This window comes from Maridesulfovibrio pacificus (SeqCode), from assembly GCF_048612815.1.
Classification (GTDB): Bacteria; Desulfobacterota; Desulfovibrionia; order Desulfovibrionales; family Desulfovibrionaceae; genus Maridesulfovibrio; species Maridesulfovibrio pacificus.
Window position 1 is genome coordinate 1,270,761 of the sequence record NZ_JBLZNE010000001.1, and the last position, 19,072, is coordinate 1,289,832.

Here is a 19,072-nt window from a genome sequence, read left to right on the forward strand (position 1 = left end):
TTGGATGGATTGCAGATGAGATGTGGACCAAACCGGAAAACATTCTCATGAACGTCCCGCTTACTTCGCAAGGTATGGATTCCCTGATGGCCTTCCGCATGGTGGAAACCATTGCTTCTAAAACAGGATATAAAATAACTCTGGCCGAAGTCATGCAGGGATCACCCGCTGCTATTCTGGAAAAACTGCCCTCCGTTATCTCCGAAGAATCAGAAAGACAGAAAGAACAGATAAAGTCCGTCCAACTAAAAAGTGATCCTAAAAACCAGAACACCCCTTTCCCTCTTACCGACATCCAGCACGCATACTGGGTTGGACGGGGAGATATGGAATCCGGCGGAGTATCCTGCCACCTCTATCTGGAGCTGGACCTGAACTCCTTTGATAAAGAAAAAGCCGAACTGGCTGTCAATGCGCTGATTGAACGCCATCCTATGCTTCGGACCATCATCAATAAGGACGGACAACAGCAGGTTCTCGAAGAAATCCCAAGATATTCGATAGCCACTGAAGACCTGAGTTCAATGGGTGAAGAACAAGTGGCCGTTGAGCTGGAAACGATCCGCGAATCGATGTCACACGCGGTTCATTCAAGCGACACATGGCCTCTGTTTGCCCTTCGCGCATCCCAAAAACCGGATAAATCCACCCGACTGCACATCAGCTTCGATCTCCTCATCGGCGATGGGATGACCCTACTCATTCTGGCACGAGAACTATCCGCCCTTTACTGCGTTGTTCCTGACCCTTCGCAAAATCTGGAGTATGCAATTAAGCAAACAGCCGCAGGATTCCCGACTCTAAGCCTTACATTCCGCGACTGCGTAATGCATGAGAAACAGGCTGAGAATTCAGAGAATTACAAAGCTGCCAAAGCATATTGGTCTGACAAATTAACTGCCATTGCTCCTGCGCCGGAACTACCTACTGCCTCCCACCAAAATGCAACCGGACGCTTTGTCCGCCGTAGCGCCAAACTTACAGCAGCTCACTGGCGCAATCTCAAGACAATCGCCTCTGAGCACAACCTGACACCCTCCGGGCTGCTTCTGGCGGCTTTTTCAGAAGTGATCGGAACATGGAGTAAATCACCTGATTTCACCCTCACTCTGACTATGTTTAATAGACCTGCGGGACACGATGATATACCCCATCTGGCCGGGGACTTTACCTCCTCCATGCCGCACTCTGTCTCACTAAGGCGTGATACTTTCCTGCAACGTTCACAATCAATTCAGGAAGACCTTTGGCAAAACCTCGAACACCGCTCATACTCCGGTGTAAAAATCCTGAGAAAACTGCGCGCTGCCGGATTGCCTTCCACTATGCCCGTGGTATTCACCAGCCTGCTGCCCATTACCAGAAATGAACCGCAAGGTTTTTTCCCTGAATCCCTACCTGAAGGATTTATTCGCGAAGTACCCTATGGAATCTTCCAGACTCCGCAGGTCCATCTCGACCATCAGGCGTGGGAAGATGCAGGCGACTTGAAATGGAACTGGGATTTCGTGGAAGACCGTTTTCCAGAAGGCATGATTGAGGCCATGTTTGAGAGCTACAGCAAACTGCTGGTAGACCTCGCTGATAGCAGATCAATATGGAATGCTCAAATCGCGGTACGCCTGCCTGAATCACAGCACAGAAGACGCATTGCATCAAATGATACTACCGCCTATCTGCCCTCCGGCCTGCTGCATTCCCCGGTCATGGAAATGATCCTTACTAACCCGGAAAGAACCGCCATCATCAGCGGCAGTGAAAAAATCAGTTATAAACGCCTTGGTGAAGCTGTCGATTCCATCGCCGCGACACTGACAGAGTCAGGTGTAGAGCAAGCGGAACCGGTTGCGGTTCTCATACCTAAGCACTGGCTGCAAACAGCTTCTACCATCGGCATTCTCCAAGCCGGAGGAGCTTACCTGCCTATAGACCCGGATCTGCCCAAAGAAAGAATCTCAGCAATTATTAAGCAGGCTGATCTACGCTCGGTTCTGACATTATCGGAACAGAAAGTAGAATTGCCGAAACATGTGCAGCGAATTGACGTGGACAGGATTTTAGAAGCCGGACCAAAGATATTTTCCGGAACTGAAAGCCCCTGCTCCTCGAAACAGCTGGCCTACATAATCTTTACTTCCGGCTCTACCGGAACACCCAAAGGCGTGGCAATTTCACATGCTGCAGCAAGAAACACCTGCGAAGACATCAACCGCCGCTTCAGGGTTACTTCCGAAGACCGGATTATGGGACTGGCCCGCCTGAACTTCGACTTATCGGTTTATGATATTTTCGGAATTCTCGGAGTCGGGGCGACACTGGTCCTGCCGGCACAGGATGAACTGCGAAACCCGGAAACATGGTTGCAGATCATAGCCGAGCACCGAGTAACCCTTTGGAACTCCGTGCCCGCACAGCTTGAAATGCTGGTAACCACCATAGAAAGCAGACAAAGCCTCAACGAAGCCCCTTCATTGCGACTTGCCATGATCAGTGGAGACTGGATTCCGGTCACCCTGCCGGAGAGAGGCAGGCAGGTTATTCCAGTCATGGAACTTCACAGCCTCGGCGGAGCTACGGAAGCTTCAATCTGGTCTATTCATTATCCGGTAGAACAGGTTAAGCCTGACTGGAAAAGCATTCCATACGGCAAAGCAATGACCAACCAGACCTTCCATGTTCTTTCCCACAATGGAGGAAGCAGACCGGACTGGGCTGTCGGCGATTTATACATCGGCGGTAAAGGACTTGCGGACGGATACTACAATGATCCCGAAAAAACCGCTGCGGCATTCATATCTCATCCCATAACCGGCGAAACCTTGTACAAGACAGGAGACTTGGGACGCTGGCTCCCCTGCGGAAATATTGAATTTCTCGGACGTGACGACTTTCAGGTCAAAATCAGGGGGCACCGCATTGAATTAGGTGAAATTGAAGCCGCAGCCACGAGTGCGCGCGATGTAATTGACGCGGTCGCCGTTGCTGCGACCCGCACCTCGGGTGGCAAGGCATTAGCCCTATTCTTTAGAACCGATTCAGATTCAGGGAAGACTTCGGAAAGAATCATTGAAGCTTGCCAGAAAAGGCTTCCGGACTATATGCACCCGGATGAAATTATTGCAGTGCAGGAATGGCCGACATCCCCCAGTGGAAAAATAGACCGTAAGAAACTGATTATCCCGGAAAGAGCCCTTGATCCTCAGCAAGCAGCAGAACAACAGCATCGCACCACAGAAGAAAAGGTTCTTCAGGAAATCTGGAGCGGTATTCTTGGTACAGCTGCTCCGGCACCAGATTCAGACTTCTTTGCCCTTGGCGGAGATTCCCTGCTGGCTATCAGACTGGCTGCCGCAATCCGCGAAAAAATGGGCAAAGAATTGCCACTGGGTAAAGTTTTTGAACTTTCAACCCTTCGCAAACAGGCGAAATGGATTGAAGAGCAAGCAAAACAACGTCAAGAATTGCCGACACTTATTTCCAGCCGTAAAGAAGCCTACGTCCCCTTCCCCTTGTCTGACATCCAGCAGGCATATTGGATCGGACGCGGGAACCTTTACGCCTTGGGCGGCATTTCTACTCATATCTATCTGGAAATAGGCAGCTGGCTGACTGATGCCGAACGGCTGGAATCAACATGGAACGAGTTGATTAAACGTCACCCCATGTTGCGCGCTATTGTGGATGATGACGGCAGACAGCAGGTACTTGCTGAAACGGACTGGTTAAAATTTCCTTACTCTGATTTACGCAAAGTTTCTGAGCAGGAAAAGCAGGCGCAGCTTGAAATAATCCGCGCTGAGCTTTCACATCAGGTTCTTAATCCGGCTCAGTGGCCCCTGTTTGATATTCGCCTAAACAGAACCGATGACAAGAACATGCGCATCCACATGAGCTTTGATGCTCTTTGTGTGGATATATGGAGCCTGTTTCTGGTTATGGAGGAATGGAAAAAACTATATGACGCGGCAAAGGAAAACAATGAGGCGACCCTCCCCGTACTGGATGTAACTTTCCGTGATTACATCATGGCTGAACGCGAGTTCAGAAAAAGCAAATCCTATGCTCAGGCAAAAGAGTATTGGATGGATAGACTGGAAAACCTGCCAGCAGGCCCCGAACTCCCTCTTGCAAAAAGACCCGAAGAAATTTGGGTGCCCCATTTCTCAAGGCTTGAACACAGTCTCGAACCGCAAATCTGGCAGACAATCAAGCAAAAGGCATCGAACTCAAATATCACTCCATCATCGCTGCTTTGCGCCGCTTATACCAAAATAATCGCCGCATGGAGTAAATCATCAAGATTTTCCATCAACCTGACTCTGTTCAACAGGGCCCCGATCCATAAGGATATCAACAGCATTGTCGGAGACTTTACCTCCCTGACCCTGCTTGAAACACCGGATCACGCTGCAAAGTCACTAGCCGACAATTTCACTGAATACGCAGGTCTTCTTCAGCGCAGACTTTGGAAAGACCTTGACCACCGCCACTTCGGCGGAGTTGAGGTAATGCGCGAAATGGCCCGGATTTCCGGGGATGACCATGCCGTAGTGCCTGTGGTTTTTACCAGCGCTATCGGTTCGGAAGCCCTTGGCAGGGATGCTTCAGTCATAGACACATTCGGTGTCCAGAAATACTGCCTGACCCAGACCCCGCAGATCTGGCTGGACCATCAGGTTTATGAGAACGAGGACACTTTGGTCTTTAACTGGGACTACGTAGCGGAACTATTCCCGCAAGGAATGATTGAAGACATGTTCTCAGCCTATAAAGACCTGCTCTATAGACTAGCGGAGTCTGACGACTGGACTTTTATCGAAGCAGTGCGTCTGCCACAGCCACAGGCAGACAGACGCAAGTCATTTAACAATACGGCAGAGAAGCCCGGTTCCATGCCGGATCAGTCTGCCCCGCAAGGATTCAGGCTCCTCACTGACGGATTCATGCACCATGTTGACCGCCAGCCGGAAGCTCCGGCCCTGACAACCCCTGAAACAACTCTCAATTACGGAGAGCTGTACACAAAAGCCGCAGCAATCGCTTCGGAAATTCAAAAACGGGGTATTGCTCCCGCAAGTGCGGTGGCGGTAATCCTGCCCCGAGGAATTCGTCAGGTTACAGCTGTTCTGGGGACTCTTCTGGCTGACTGCCACTACATCCCCATCTCACCGGAAAGTCCGGCACTGCGCACCTGCAAGATACTCGATAACGCAAACTGCAAGCTAATTATCACCGGACCGGAAGCTGCCGAAAATCTACCAGATTACTATGATTTGCTGACCGAGGAACCGGGAATGCTGGACTACTTTGACTGGGAACGGAAAAGCGCACCATCAGACACAGCCTACTGCATTTATACATCCGGCTCTACTGGTGATCCCAAAGGGGTGGTCTTGAATCACCAAGGCCCCTGCAACACCTTCGATGATTTGAAAACCCGTTTTCAAATCACCCCGAATGATTCGGTTTTAGGACTGGCCAACCTCACCTTCGACCTTTCCGTCTTTGATATTTTCGGAATCCTCGATGCTGGAGGAACACTGGTCATGCCCGAACCGGAAAGGGAAAAAGATCCGTTGCGCTGGCTGGAATTGTTGGAGCAGCAGCAAATAACCATCTGGAACACTGTCCCCATGCTTATGGAAATGCTTGTGGAGTATTGCGAAGCCACGGGCAAAAGACTTCCTTCCTCATTACGCCTGTGCATGATGAGCGGCGATTGGATTCCCCTGACCCTGCCGGACAGAATCCGGGCATTAAGTGCCTGCCAAATTGTTTCACTTGGCGGAGCGACCGAAGCATCAATCTGGTCCATCCTCTACCCGGTCAATAAGCTGGGCAAGCAATGGCAGAGCATCCCCTACGGTTATCCCATGTATAAACAGCAATTCCACGTACTTTCTCATGACCTGTCTCCCAAACCGGAATGGGCTGTGGGTGAATTATATATCGGCGGAGACGGTCTGGCTCTCGAATATCTCGGAGACAAAGGGAAGACTGCTGCCCATTTCATCAGACACCCCCGCAGTGGAGAACGTTTATACCGCACCGGGGACCTCGGCTACTTCCACCCGGACGGAACTATCCGTTTTGTCGGCAGAAATGACAGCCAGATCAAACTGCGCGGTCATCGCATTGAATTAGGTGAGATAGAATCAGCCGCAATCCGCACTCCGCAGGTGATCAATGCCGCAGCGTCCATCATCGGCGAAGGTACTGAAAAACGTCTGGTCATCTATTGTCAGGGTGAAAATGGAAAGAAACAAAACTTAGAAGAAAGCATTGCCGCCAACCTTACCGAGGCTTTGCCCCCGTATATGCTTCCCGATTATCTGGTCCTGCTGGACAAACTGCCGCTGACAGCCAACGGCAAAGTCAACCGCAAAGCACTGCCTAAACCGACAGCTGAGCATTCGATGGCTAAGGCCGCTCCCAGTCGCGATATCGAACCGGCTGAAAAGCCGGCCGCTTCCGTTGCAGAGGATGCAAAGACAACCCGGTCCATAAAAAGAATTGCCGAAACAATTGAAGAAAAGCTCAATGAACTCACCGGAGGAGACTGCTCCGACCACGGTGCCAGCTTCTTTGATCTCGGCGCGAACTCCCTGCACCTGATCCGCTTGCAAAACAGCCTGACCCGAGAACTGGGGCTCTCCCTTGATGCAGTAACAATCTTCGCCAACCCAAGTATTGGCAAGCTTGCTGAAGCACTGCAATCCATGCTCGGTCAACCTTCTGAGAATCAGGAATCAACCGAAGCTTTGGATCAGGACACAACCAGACAGAATACTACCCGAAACAGAAGACGCAACCGCCGAAAAGCCCGCGTCTAACAGAAGAATGGATAAAACGATGAGCGAATACAACACAGCTGACTTTATAGCCATTATTGGCATTGGATGCCGTTTCCCGGGCGCAAAAGATAAAGACGCCTTCTGGAACAACCTTAGAAACGGCGTAGATGTTCTGGTCGACTACACTGATAACGAACTCATGGCCAACGGAGTCCTCCCGAGGACTCTTTCCGATCCTGACTATGTAAAACGAGGCTATCCAATTGATGAGATAGAAAGTTTTGACGCAGACTTCTTCGGCTATTCAGCAGCCGAGGCCCTTCGCATGGACCCACAGCAAAGGATTTTTCTGCAATGCGCATGGGCAGCCCTCGAAGACGGCGGTTTAGCCGGAATTAAGAACACACGAACCGGGGTCTTTGCCGGAGCCAAAATGAGCTCCTACCTTGATACCATGGTCGATCCCAACACAACCGGAACCAGTGCCGCCTTCGGAGCACTCATCGGTAATGACAAAGACTACATTGCAACCCGGACATCCTTTAAACTGAGCCTTACCGGGCCTAGCCTAACCGTCCAGTCGGCCTGCTCAAGTTCCTTTGCTGCGGTTCATTTGGCAGTACAAAGCCTGCTCGCCGGAGAGTGCGACACAGCTCTCGCTGGCGGAGCATCCATCACAGTTCCCCAGCGTATCGGCTATATTTACGAAGAAGGTATGATCTGCTCCCCGGACGCCAAATGCAGGGCATTTGACGAAAATGCGCAGGGCATTTGCGCCGGAAACGGAGTCGGTGTGGTACTCTTAAAACCACTGGAAGATGCCCTGCGCGATAAGGATAACATTTACGCGGTAATACGCGGTTCCGCCATGAATAATGACGGCTCCGACAAAGCCGGATTCACAGCACCCAGCGTATCAGGACAATCCGAAGTTATTCAGGACGCCCTTTCCCTAGCTGACATTTCAGCACGCGATATCAGCTACCTCGAAGCGCACGGAACCGGGACGGCCCTCGGTGATCCCATCGAGATACAGGCCCTGACCAATGCCTATCGCAAACACACCAAAGATTGCGGATATTGCGCTATCGCTTCGGTCAAAACCAACGTGGGACACCTTGATACCGCTGCGGGAGTATGCAGCTTAATCAAAACTGCATTAGCTCTTAAGCACGCTGAAATGCCGCCTTCTCTGCATTTCAGCAAACCGAACCCGCGCATCCCGTTCGAGACCACGCCTTTCCAGCCCATAGCTGAACTGCGCACATGGGATACCGATGATGGCAAAAGATTTGCTGGAGTGAGTTCTTTCGGCGTGGGCGGCTCCAATGTGCATATGATCCTTGAAGGTCCTCCAGCGGAATCCGCCCCCCAACTGACAAAAGAAGACCAATATATCTTGCCTGTCTCCGCTAAAAACGAAGAAAGCCTGTCCGAATTGTGCTCTTCTTTAGCACAGAACCTGAAAGAGAATCCTTCCAGTTCTCCGGCATCCGTCATGCGCACCCTCTGCAAAGGACGTAGACACTTTAATTGTCGAACCGCCGTATTCGGAGAAAATTGTCATGATCTGGCAGCAAAACTTGAATCCCCGGCCATAAATGTCACCACAGGAAAAAATCCAAAAATCGGATTCATGTTCACCGGTCAGGGCAGCCAATATACATGCATGGGGAAAGAGTTATATCAAAGCTCAAAAGTCTTTCGCAAAGCGGTGGATAAAGTAGGGGAAACCATGCAGGACCATCTGGACACTCCCCTTTTCAATATCCTTTTTGATGAAAATGCTGACTATCTTGGAGACACAAAATACGCCCAGCCCGCAATTTTCGCCATTGAATACGGACTATACAAATACTGGTTCTCGCTTGGGATAACTCCGCATGCTGTAATGGGACACAGCATCGGAGAATATGTAGCCGCCTGCGCGGCAGATGTCATGCCGCTTCAAACCGCAGCACGCCTTATCTGCCTAAGGGGTTCTCTGTGCTCCTCACTGCCCGCTGGTGGAGGAATGACGGCCTTCTTTGCTGACCAAAAAGCTCTGGAAAAACTGATCAATAAGAATTCATTCAATGATCTGGATGTAGCGGCTATAAACGGCCCGGAACATACTGTGCTGGCAGGACCGCTTGAGTCTCTCAAGAAATTCGAAAGCATTGCGGAAGAACAGGATGTAATATTCCGACCTCTGGACGTATCCCATGCTTTTCATTCCCACCAGCTGGCCCCGATTATTTCCGATTTTGAACGGGAAGTAAGCACAGTTAACCTCAATACTCCAATCATAAAATTTATTTCCTGCGTTACAGGACAGCAAGAATCAAAACTTGTCACCAATTCCGAATACTGGGCCGACCACCTGCGACAGCCCGTACAATTTACCACGGGGGCCAAAGCTCTTCTGGAAACCGGATGCGACATCGTTCTCGAAGTCGGTCCCCATACAATCCTTGAAGGAATGGCAAAACGCTTTCTGAAACAGGGCACACAGATTCTTAGCAGCATGCGCAAAGGAATCGATCCGAAAACCAGCATCGCCGCCGCAACAGCTGAACTCTATAAACTCGGCTCCACAATCAACTGGACTCCCCTGGTTTCTGAAGATGTGCAGATGCTTTCGCTGCCCACATACGCCTTTAAAAAAGATGTATACTGGGCACCCAGACCCTTGGGAAACAAGGCCCAACAGTCTGGAAAGTTTTCTTCTCAAGAAAATTCAAACCCGGATATATTGAACCACCCTCTGCAATTACGCCGTGAGAATCATCCCCTTCCGACATTCAAGGCAACCATTGACGTTCAACGTATTCCGGCCCTGCAAAATCACATCATCAATGGAAAGCATATGGCTCCCCTAGGAGTGCTGGCAACTCTCATGTCTGATGTCTGGAAGGATTTCAAAAAAGATGGAAAAGCAATAAGCCTTGAGAACATAGAGTTCAAATCCCCGGTGCTGCTTTCCAATGTCACCCCGATATCCGTGCATATTTTTCCCGATGAAAGTGGTGAGATTAAAATCCTTCAGGAAAATGACGGACTATGGCTCACCTGCACAACAGCTGAAATCGGTGCAAGCACCCCGAGCCATGACACCCCTGATGAGATGGAATTGGAGAGTGCTTCATTCTCGCCTGATATGTTTCCGCTCGCTTTGCAGTCCATGAGCAAAGATGCTGAAGGAGCTCCATTGTGGCGGTTTGAAAATATCCGTGTGACTGAAAGTGCTGTTCACGCCGATATCATTCTGGAAAAAGAATTACTTGCTGGCGGTGGGGGTCTGGATGTGCATCCTTCACTTATTGATCCCGGTATCCAGCTATTAGGAGCCTTCCCGGGATTATTCAGTCCGCCCTGCATTCTGGCACCTATCACAGCCCAATCTGTCTCCTTCCATAATTCTCACGGAGAAAGGTTGAAATGCTCTGTGCAATTACATGAAAACAATCCTGAATCCGTACTTTGTGAGATAAGCATGTGGAATCCTGATAAACAGAGAGTCCTGACCATTTCCGGAATGGAGCTGATCAGAATTCCTGAAAATACTGAATTCAGCGACCATGCTTCCCCACGCACACCAAAGCTGACTTTCTTGGACTGGCAGCCGTTTGAAGCGACAACAACAACCCTTAAGACACTTAATAACAAACGACCATTTGCGCTTATCCATTCAGGATTATCTGATTCCTTTTCGCTTGATTCAATCGGATCACACCCGGTCAGAACGATTAAAGCCGAAAACATGACAACTGAAACTCTGGAAAACCTTGAGGAGGAACTTTCCACAGCAGGAAGCAGTTCACACGAACCGCAGTTAGATATTATCTACGTAGCTAAAGCCCCTGATCTGGGCGAGCACGTGCGCTTCTTTTCCGATCTGTCAAAATTCGACAGTGTGCGTTCCATCATTCTTGCGGTATCGGGGGCGGTTTCAGTTGCGGGAGAAAGTACAATACCGGAACAGAGAGCAATCTGGGAACTTGGGCGGGTGTTTGCCGCTGAGAATCCGCAAACCGCTGTTACCTGCATAGACCTGAATAATTGGAACGTCTTTCAAGAGGCTGTTCTAAGTGTACTGGACCAGTCTATCACTTGCGGTCAGTATTCCTACCGGCGCGGCCAACTGCTGACTCCGGTTTTGAAAAGCCTTGATGCTGAAAAATCCATTTCCAAATTCCGCAGCAATATGCTTGCCGTTCCCAAAGGCAAAACCGCATTAATAAGTGGAGCCACAGGCGGACTAGGCCGCTCCCTTATTAAACGGCTTGTACAGAACGGTTGCCGCCATTTCCTGCTGACCTCCAGAAATGAACCGAAATATCCCGTACAGAAAGAATGGGATGACTTGCAAAATCAAAACCTCCAAATCCTTTTTCACGCTACGGACATATCTAACTATGAGGATGTAAACCGATTGCTTGAAAACTGCGGCAAAGCTATCCCTAAGCTTGGCGCAGTTTACCATCTGGCAGGGGAAAGCAGTCACAGCCCGCTGGATACCCTCTCCCCTGCGGAATACCAACGCCGGACCTCAGCGAAAATCAAGGGTGCAAGCCTGCTTCATGAAATGACCAGATCAATGGAACCGGACATTTTCGTGATGTTTTCATCAATTTCCACCCTGCACGGGATTACAAACGCAGGGGCATACAGTGCTGCGAACGGTTACCTTGAAGCCCTTAGTGAGATGCGCCAATCCAAAGGACTGCCATCCACCTGCATAAGCTGGGGACCTTTCAGTGACTGCGGCATGCTCAAGGACGATGTGCAAGGTCATGAACAGCGCGAATCTATAGGCATTCATGCCTTAAATGCTGATAGCGCTCTCAACGTGCTGGAATCAATTCCACAATCAGCGCCGGTGCTGCATGCTACAGCCAATGACTGGCCTTTGTTTTATGACAGAATGAGCATGACAGGTAATGAACCGTGGTTTTCAATCAGCGAACAGATTGCCGCCCAAGAGAACTCAAAGCAACCCTTCGTTAAGGAAGGTTCAGCTAAGACTCCTGATGCTTCCGTAAGCAACGACCTTGAAGCATTCCTCAGGAAATCCGTAACGGATCTTCTTAAGTCGAACAGTTTACCGTCCATAGAAGAAAACCTGCTCATGTCCGGTCTGGACTCTCTACTCTTTCTGCAACTATCTCAAAAGCTTCGTAAAAAACTGGGAGTAAAACTCAGTCCGGCTGAAGTCTTCGCCGAGCCGACCATTAAGAATATCTGCGAACTGGTGCGCAAAAAAACAGGTATCGCGGAAACAGCCAGCCCTGTTCCGCAAAACATAGCTGAAGAACAAACTAAGGACTTCGAACTGACCGATACCCAGTATGCATACTGGGCGGGAAGCAGCAGCAGCCTGCCCTTGGGGGATGTCTCCTGCCACAGCTACGCTGAGTACGATTTTGAAAATCTGGACCGCCAACGCTACTCTGCTAGCTGGGATGAGTTGATCAAACGTCATCCCATGCTGCGCATGACCATCACCACAGACGGAATGCAGCGCACTTCTGCCACAGTTCCCGCATTCGAGATAAAGCATCACGACCTGCGGAAGTTGTCTGAAAAGGCGGGACATCAGAAGATGCTTGAGGTTCGTAACGAACTATCACACAAGGTCCACGACACATCTCAGTGGCCCCTTTATACCGTGCAGACAGTCCGGTTATCTGATGAAGTTACCCGCATATGCGTGAGCATTGACTTACTCCTCGCTGATGCTCGAAGCCTGCAGATAATCATGCGCGAGCTTCGTGATATTTATGACGCTGCCGAAGATAAATCCCCAGAAGAAGCGTGCGGTCAGGGCTTGTTCAAAAATCTAAATTATACCTTTGAACAATACATGGCTGACCATAAGAAATGGCAAAATTCCTTGGAAGGTCAGCAGGCTCTGGAAGCAGCCTCCTCATACTGGGATGAACGTTTACCGGAATTGCCTCATGGTCCCGACCTACCGCTTGCTATTGCACCGGAGACAATTACCAGTCCAAAATTCAAACAACATCTGGCGGTCATACCCGAGGATAAGTGGAGAACACTTAAGGAAAAAGCACAGGCTAAAGGTTTTACTGCTTCTCTTCTGCTAATGGCCGTATATGCTGATGTTCTGGCCCGCTGGAACTGCTCTAATGACTTCTGCCTGAACATCACCCTGTTCAACAGACAACCTTATCACGCTCAGGTTAATGACATAGTCGGGGACTTCACCAGCCTCAGCCTGCTGGAAATCAACCATGATCCGACCAAACCGTTTCAGGAACGCGCGGCAGCAATACAAGATCGCTTCTGGCAGGATATGGAACATTCATCACTCACTGGCGTACAGGTTATCCGCCGACTGACCCGATCCGGACGTATGTCCTTCGGCGAAAGTTATCCGGTGGTATTTACCAGCAACATTTCCGGCGGTTCAGGTCCGAGACTTCTTGAAGCCATGGGAGAACGGGGCTTCAACATCAGTCAGACCCCTCAGGTATGGCTCGATAATCAGGTCCACGAAGAACAGGGAGAACTGGTCATACATTGGGATGCTGTGGAAGAACTGTTCCATGAGTCCATGATCGACGACATGCTTTCTGCATATGTGCAGACTCTTGAATCTCTGGCTGAAAACGAGTCAGCATGGCAGCAGAACTCATTTGAGGTCCTGCCCCGGCGAACAGTTGACCTAATTGAAAATATGAACAAAACAGAGGTGGAATTATCGCCCCATACACTGTTTTCACTCTTTCAAGACGCCAGCCGAACGAATCCGAACGGACCTGCTGTAATCAGCTCAGACGGACTGTTAACCTATGCCCAGCTGAGCCGTCAGGCCGAGGCGATCGCTCAATGGCTTGAGGGAAAAATAATTACCGCCGGAACCCCGGTGGGAATCAGTATTCCCAAAGGAGCTATGCAAATAGCCGCTGTAGTAGGGATATGCGCATCAGGCGCGGCATTTGTACCCATCGATCATGAACTTCCGGAACTACGGCGCGAAACACTGATCAATGAGGCCGGACTGGAAATTGTGCTGACAGAAGACATCGTATCCGGCCTGCAACCTATTCATGAAGAAGATAAACTGCTGCAACGCCCTCCGACACAACCGGACGAACTGGCCTATGTAATCTACACCTCCGGCTCCACCGGAAAACCCAAAGGCGTGGCAATAAGCCATGAAGCTGCAGTCAACACGATTCTGGATATCAACAGAAGATATTCAATCAACCGTAATGACAGAATCTTCGGAGTCTCAAGACTGACCTTCGACTTGTCCGTGTATGACATTTTCGGGGCATTCGCCGCCGGAGCAGCTCTGGTTCTCCCCGATGACAAAGGCCAAAGAGATCCCGCGCACTGGCTTGAGTGCCTGTCTTTCTACCAGTGCACAGTCTGGAACTCGGCACCGGCTCTGCTCCAGTTAGCCATTGAATATGCTGAATCCAGCAATAAATACCTTCCCCTTCTGCGGACTGTTATGCTCAGCGGAGACAAGATTTCACCGGACACTCCTGCCCGGATGAAAAGGATTGCGACCAATTCCGCCATCCATAGCCTTGGCGGAGCCACTGAAGCGGCAATCTGGTCAATCTGCCTACCCATCTCAGACCACAAACCTTCTGACGGCCCCATTCCTTACGGCTATCCTATGGATAACCAGCAATGGCATGTACTCGACGAATCTCTGCAACCCTGCCCTGAACATGTACTGGGAGATCTGTACATCGGCGGTAAAGGTCTGGCTATGGGCTACTACAAAGAAAAAACCAGAACCGACAAGGCATTCATCCACCACCCGGAGACAGGACAACGACTGTACCGTACCGGAGACTTGGGAACCATTACCGCTGAAGGAATTCTGACTATTGCCGGGAGGCGTGATTTTCAAGTCAAGGTCAACGGACACCGGGTTGAACCTACTGAAGTTGAGCATATTCTGGGCGACCATGCCAAAGTCAGCAACCTGTCTGTCGTAGCGCTACGGACAGGGGCCGCAACCAAACTGGTCTGCTATTACATCGGAACAGCCGCGGAAGGGGAACTCAGGGATTACGCATCCAAAATGCTACCCCGCTATATGGTTCCGTCCCATTTCATGCAACTTGAAAAGTTCCCGGTGACTCCAAGCGGAAAAATCGACCGCAAAGCTCTGCCAGAACCCGCGAAAGAGACAAGCGATCCAATGAGCGAAGACACCCCTCTGACTGAAACTGAATTGAAGGTCGCGGGAATCTGGAACTCCCTGCTGAAAAGGGAGAATACACATCCGGAAATGGATTTCTTTTCAGCAGGCGGCGACTCAGTCCTTGCTGCACGCATAACCCTTGAATTGCGTAAAGCCTTTGATACGGAATTTGCCCTGCCCAGATTCTTCGAGTCTCCAACAATACGCGGCCTAGCCAGCTACTTCGGCACTCAGAATGCGGACAGCACGCATTCACCGGAGAGACAGGAGAAAACGAGAGAACCTGAAAAAGTTGTCGATATCCTGCACACATCCGTACTTGCAAAACATCCATCAGCAAACAGCATCGGTTCGCTGGTCCCTGCTGACCTTGCAAAACGCAGCGCGACTATCTCTGCGGAAATCAAGAAACCGTTCATCACCGGAGCAACCGGTTTTGTGGGAAGCCATATTCTTGCTGCGCTTATGAAAAGCCGGGTCGAAAAAGTATTCTGCCTTGTAAGGGCAAAGGACAAAGAAAACGGCCTTGAAAGAATAATGAAGACTGCGTCTGACTATGGTCTTGATTTCCAAAATGACCTGCATAAAATAGAGATAGTTCCCGGCGACCTGTCTGAAGAACGCTACGGACTTTGTCCCGATGAATTCGAGCAACTGGCAGATGAAGCCGACTCCATCTTCCATTCGGGAGCACTGGTTCACTACATCTATTCATACGAAACCCTGCTCGGTCCCAATGTCCGGGGTGTAAGGGAAGCAGTAAGGCTGGCATGCACCGGACGGCTGAAGCACATTCATCACATCTCAACAGTTTCCGTATTCAGTCCCATCAGGGCCGAAACCTCACTCAGGATTTACGAAGAAGAACCCATAGATCAGGATATGCAGGTTTTCGGCGGATACCCTCAGAGCAAATGGATTGCTGAAAAAATTCTCAATCAGGCAGCGGAACACGGTGTCCCGGTCAGCATATATCGGCCCGGGCTGGTTACCGGATCAAGCCGCACCGGAGGCTGGAACAAGGAAGATTTCCTTTATCGTATTGTCAAAGGTTCAATGCAGGCTGGCTGCTTTCCAGACCTTGACCGTACTGAAAACTTTCTGCCTGTCGATGTTGTTGCCGAGGCAATAACCTATATCGCCATGAACAATTCCGATAAACGCTTCTTCAACATTGACGGCTTCAACCCAGTGCAGGCTTCCACACTCATAACGGCAATGCATAAAGCCGGGGCGCAACTCGATGGTGTTCCTTATGGCGAATGGCGTAAACGGATTGATAAACCGGGAAATGCACTGCTTCCGCTACTGCCTATTTTCCCGCAGGAAGTTGATCCGGTAAAAATATCGAAACAACTGATCTTTGATAATACAAATGCAAAGGAGGCTTTGGAGAAAAGTACCGTTGTATTTCCAAAGATAGATGAACTTCTTCCGGTATACCTTCCTACACTGCTGTCATAATACCATTCCAACCAACCTGAATATATTACGCACGAACAAGACCGCCTACATAGAATGGCGGCCTTGTCATTTATTTCATATTATACAAATCTCTATTTGATAATGACTTGCGATATCAAAGCGACAGTGTTATGTTGCCTCTGAATTGGAGGAAACTATGGTTGTAATAAACACAAACAACTGGAAACATTGTGATAATGTTTCAAAGAAATGGCTTCTGGAGTCGCAAGAGGAGGTGGCGTGGGAGGAGTATCAGGTCAGGAGCGGCATCAAGTTAATTGTCCAGAATCTTCCGGCATTGGAAGAAACCGTACAATTTGAATTTAAATCCGATTCCGCCCCGGTTGAATTTATGTACTGCTTGTCAGGGGACACGCGGCTGACGGTTATTGACAAAACTCAAAAACAACATTCAATTAAAACAGAAAGTCAAAAGCTAACACTGTCCTATCTACCTGAAACAAAAGGTATTTCTACAACCCCTAAAGGGGTTCCACTACAATCTGTCGGTCTTCAGATTCATCCGGACACGCTTCTTCATCTTGTAGATGAAGCCGGAGGTACTGTATGCCCGCAGCTTTATGCGAGAATCAAGTCCAATAATCCAAAACCATTCTTTCACGAGACTGAATTGCCGCTGCCAATTCAGATAACAGCACAGCAAATTCTGGAATGCATGCTCAGTGGTTCAATGAAAAAAATATTCCTTGAATACAAAGCACTTGAACTTATGTACACCCAGCTCAGTCTTCTTGATTGTGCGCTGATAAAAACCAAAAAGATCACGGCTTATGAACATCAGGCGGTCATGCGAGCATGCGAAATACTGATGCGGGACATCGCTTCTCCGCCGTCTCTTCTGGATCTGGCTAAACAGGCCGGCATAACCCACACCCGGCTCAACCAGCTTTTTAAATCCATATACGGCAAGACCGTATTCGGAGTTCTAAGGCAGGAAAGACTGGAATGCTCCAGAAGAATGCTTGAAGACGGAAGAAGGAGCGTTGCCGAAGTTGCTTATGAGTGCGGATTCTCAAGCCCCAGCCACCTGTCACGCGCATTTGTTGAACAATACGGCCTTCAACCCAAACGTTATCAGGCGGAACACTTGAAGCAGCAACAGAGAAATACCTCTGGTCTGATAGCTTAAATGTTCTTTTAAAATGAATATCTGACTGTCATATAAAGCGTATCATTCGAATCATACTGTCCCATTGTCCCGGAAGCATCACCTGTCCAGATCATAACCCCGGAAGACAACTTCCAGTTGTCACCAAACTGGTACTCGCTGAAAATATCAGTCAACGTTCCATCATTGCTGGCGTATGCAGAACCGCGTACGCCAGCTTTCAAATCATCATTAAAATACTTGCCGCTTAACTCATAGGTAATGCCATACCTGCTTCTGGGGCTGTTCACTGTGCCGGTCTCCCCAAAGAGGTTGCCCGCAAACAAATCAGCAAAAAACTGAATGTTGAGATAGTAAGCACCTTCATAATCATAATCCACGCCAAGAACACCCTGCCAGAGGTCACGGCGACCAATACCATCACCCTCGATAATAGCCACAGGATAAGAAGGCTTGTAAGCGAACTCGCCCCTCAAGGTGGAAGAATCTCCAAGACTGGAGGCAAAGTTAAACCCGAAAGCAGAAAACCCGGGATACACGGGCGTATAGGAAGGAACTCCGGCAGTTCCGGCACTATATTTATATAATGGAGAATTAATGAAACCGGAGTATGCAATAAATGACAGATCGATCTTGCCCAGAGTTGCTGTAAGCTTTCCCCCGAACTCCATATCACTGAACCACTCATCAGGAACATCCCGCCCCTCAAGGTGCAGCTCACCTTGATCTTCAAGAGTATACAAATCGCGCAACCCTTTGGAGGTCCACGGATTGCCCTGATGCAACTGATCATTTACAGCCCCTCTGGGCAGAAGAATCCCTTCCAGTGACCATGCGCCAACTGTGTATGTTGTACTCATCAAAAAAACCGGAACACGGTTATCAGCATTACCTGCCGCCACAGGGTCCCTGACATCAAGCGGGTTGATCAAGTCCAGCGGGTTTAAACCGTCACCAGTTCCCCAGCGATGGATTTTGCGCCCGATAAACATATCCAGGGACTCAGTATCGTAGGTCAGGTAATACTCTTGGAACTCAAAAGACTTTGCCCTGTTCTCCCCTTCCCAGGTATAGGCTGCTGCTTCGAGATCGGCATCAGTACTGACAAAGGCAGAAAACTCGTTACGTTTCCATCCCCCCTCAAGACGCAACCTCTGACGCAGTGAGATGGGTTCTGCAAAATGAACCAGCGACAACTGGTTTCGCGACTCAAGGTATCCACCGAGCGCAAATTCATTTTCATCATCAAGCGTGGAAAGCTCAGGACTCTCCTCAATCAGAGAATCAAATGAATCTCCTTCAACGGCAAACGGGTCCCCTTGAATTACGCTCGAATCACCTTTCTGAACATGCACGGAGGAGGATACTTCTTCCGCACAGGCAGTAAAGGAAAGACAAGCAACGCCCAACATCGCCAGAATTCCCAGCAATAACAGGTAACAGCTGTTTCTCAACACCAGATCAAGCGACACAAAACTTTTATATGTATGCATTTTTTCAGTCTTGGACAAA

Annotated in this window: 4 protein-coding genes; 3 read left to right on the forward strand and 1 reads right to left on the reverse strand. The window is 49.5% G+C overall.

Annotated features, from left to right (window positions below; all coding sequences use genetic code 11):
* Nucleotides 1-20: 20 nt before the first annotated feature.
* The 3 genes from ACNI23_RS06055 to ACNI23_RS06065 all read left to right on the forward strand — a co-directional run bounded on the left by ACNI23_RS06055 (nucleotide 21) and on the right by ACNI23_RS06065 (nucleotide 17,581).
* The gene (locus ACNI23_RS06055; RefSeq protein ID WP_420247311.1) at nucleotides 21-6,833 is read left to right on the forward strand and encodes an amino acid adenylation domain-containing protein; all 6,813 of its coding nucleotides are present in this window, start codon (nucleotides 21-23) and stop codon (nucleotides 6,831-6,833) included.
* A 19-nt stretch (nucleotides 6,834-6,852) separates the two neighbouring features.
* Nucleotides 6,853-16,431 (forward strand): amino acid adenylation domain-containing protein, encoded by a 9,579-nt coding sequence (locus ACNI23_RS06060; RefSeq protein ID WP_420247312.1) that lies wholly within the window; start codon nucleotides 6,853-6,855, stop codon nucleotides 16,429-16,431.
* A gap of 157 nt (nucleotides 16,432-16,588) precedes the next feature.
* Complete coding sequence (locus ACNI23_RS06065; protein ID WP_420247313.1) at nucleotides 16,589-17,581, forward strand: helix-turn-helix domain-containing protein; 993 nt, start codon at nucleotides 16,589-16,591, stop codon at nucleotides 17,579-17,581.
* Nucleotides 17,582-17,589: 8 nt separating this feature from the next.
* On the opposite strand, the gene ACNI23_RS06070 is transcribed toward ACNI23_RS06065, so the two are convergent.
* Nucleotides 17,590-19,071, reverse strand: a complete 1,482-nt coding sequence (locus tag ACNI23_RS06070; RefSeq protein WP_420247314.1) for a hypothetical protein — start codon at nucleotides 19,069-19,071, stop codon at nucleotides 17,590-17,592.
* Nucleotide 19,072 lies beyond the last annotated feature (1 nt).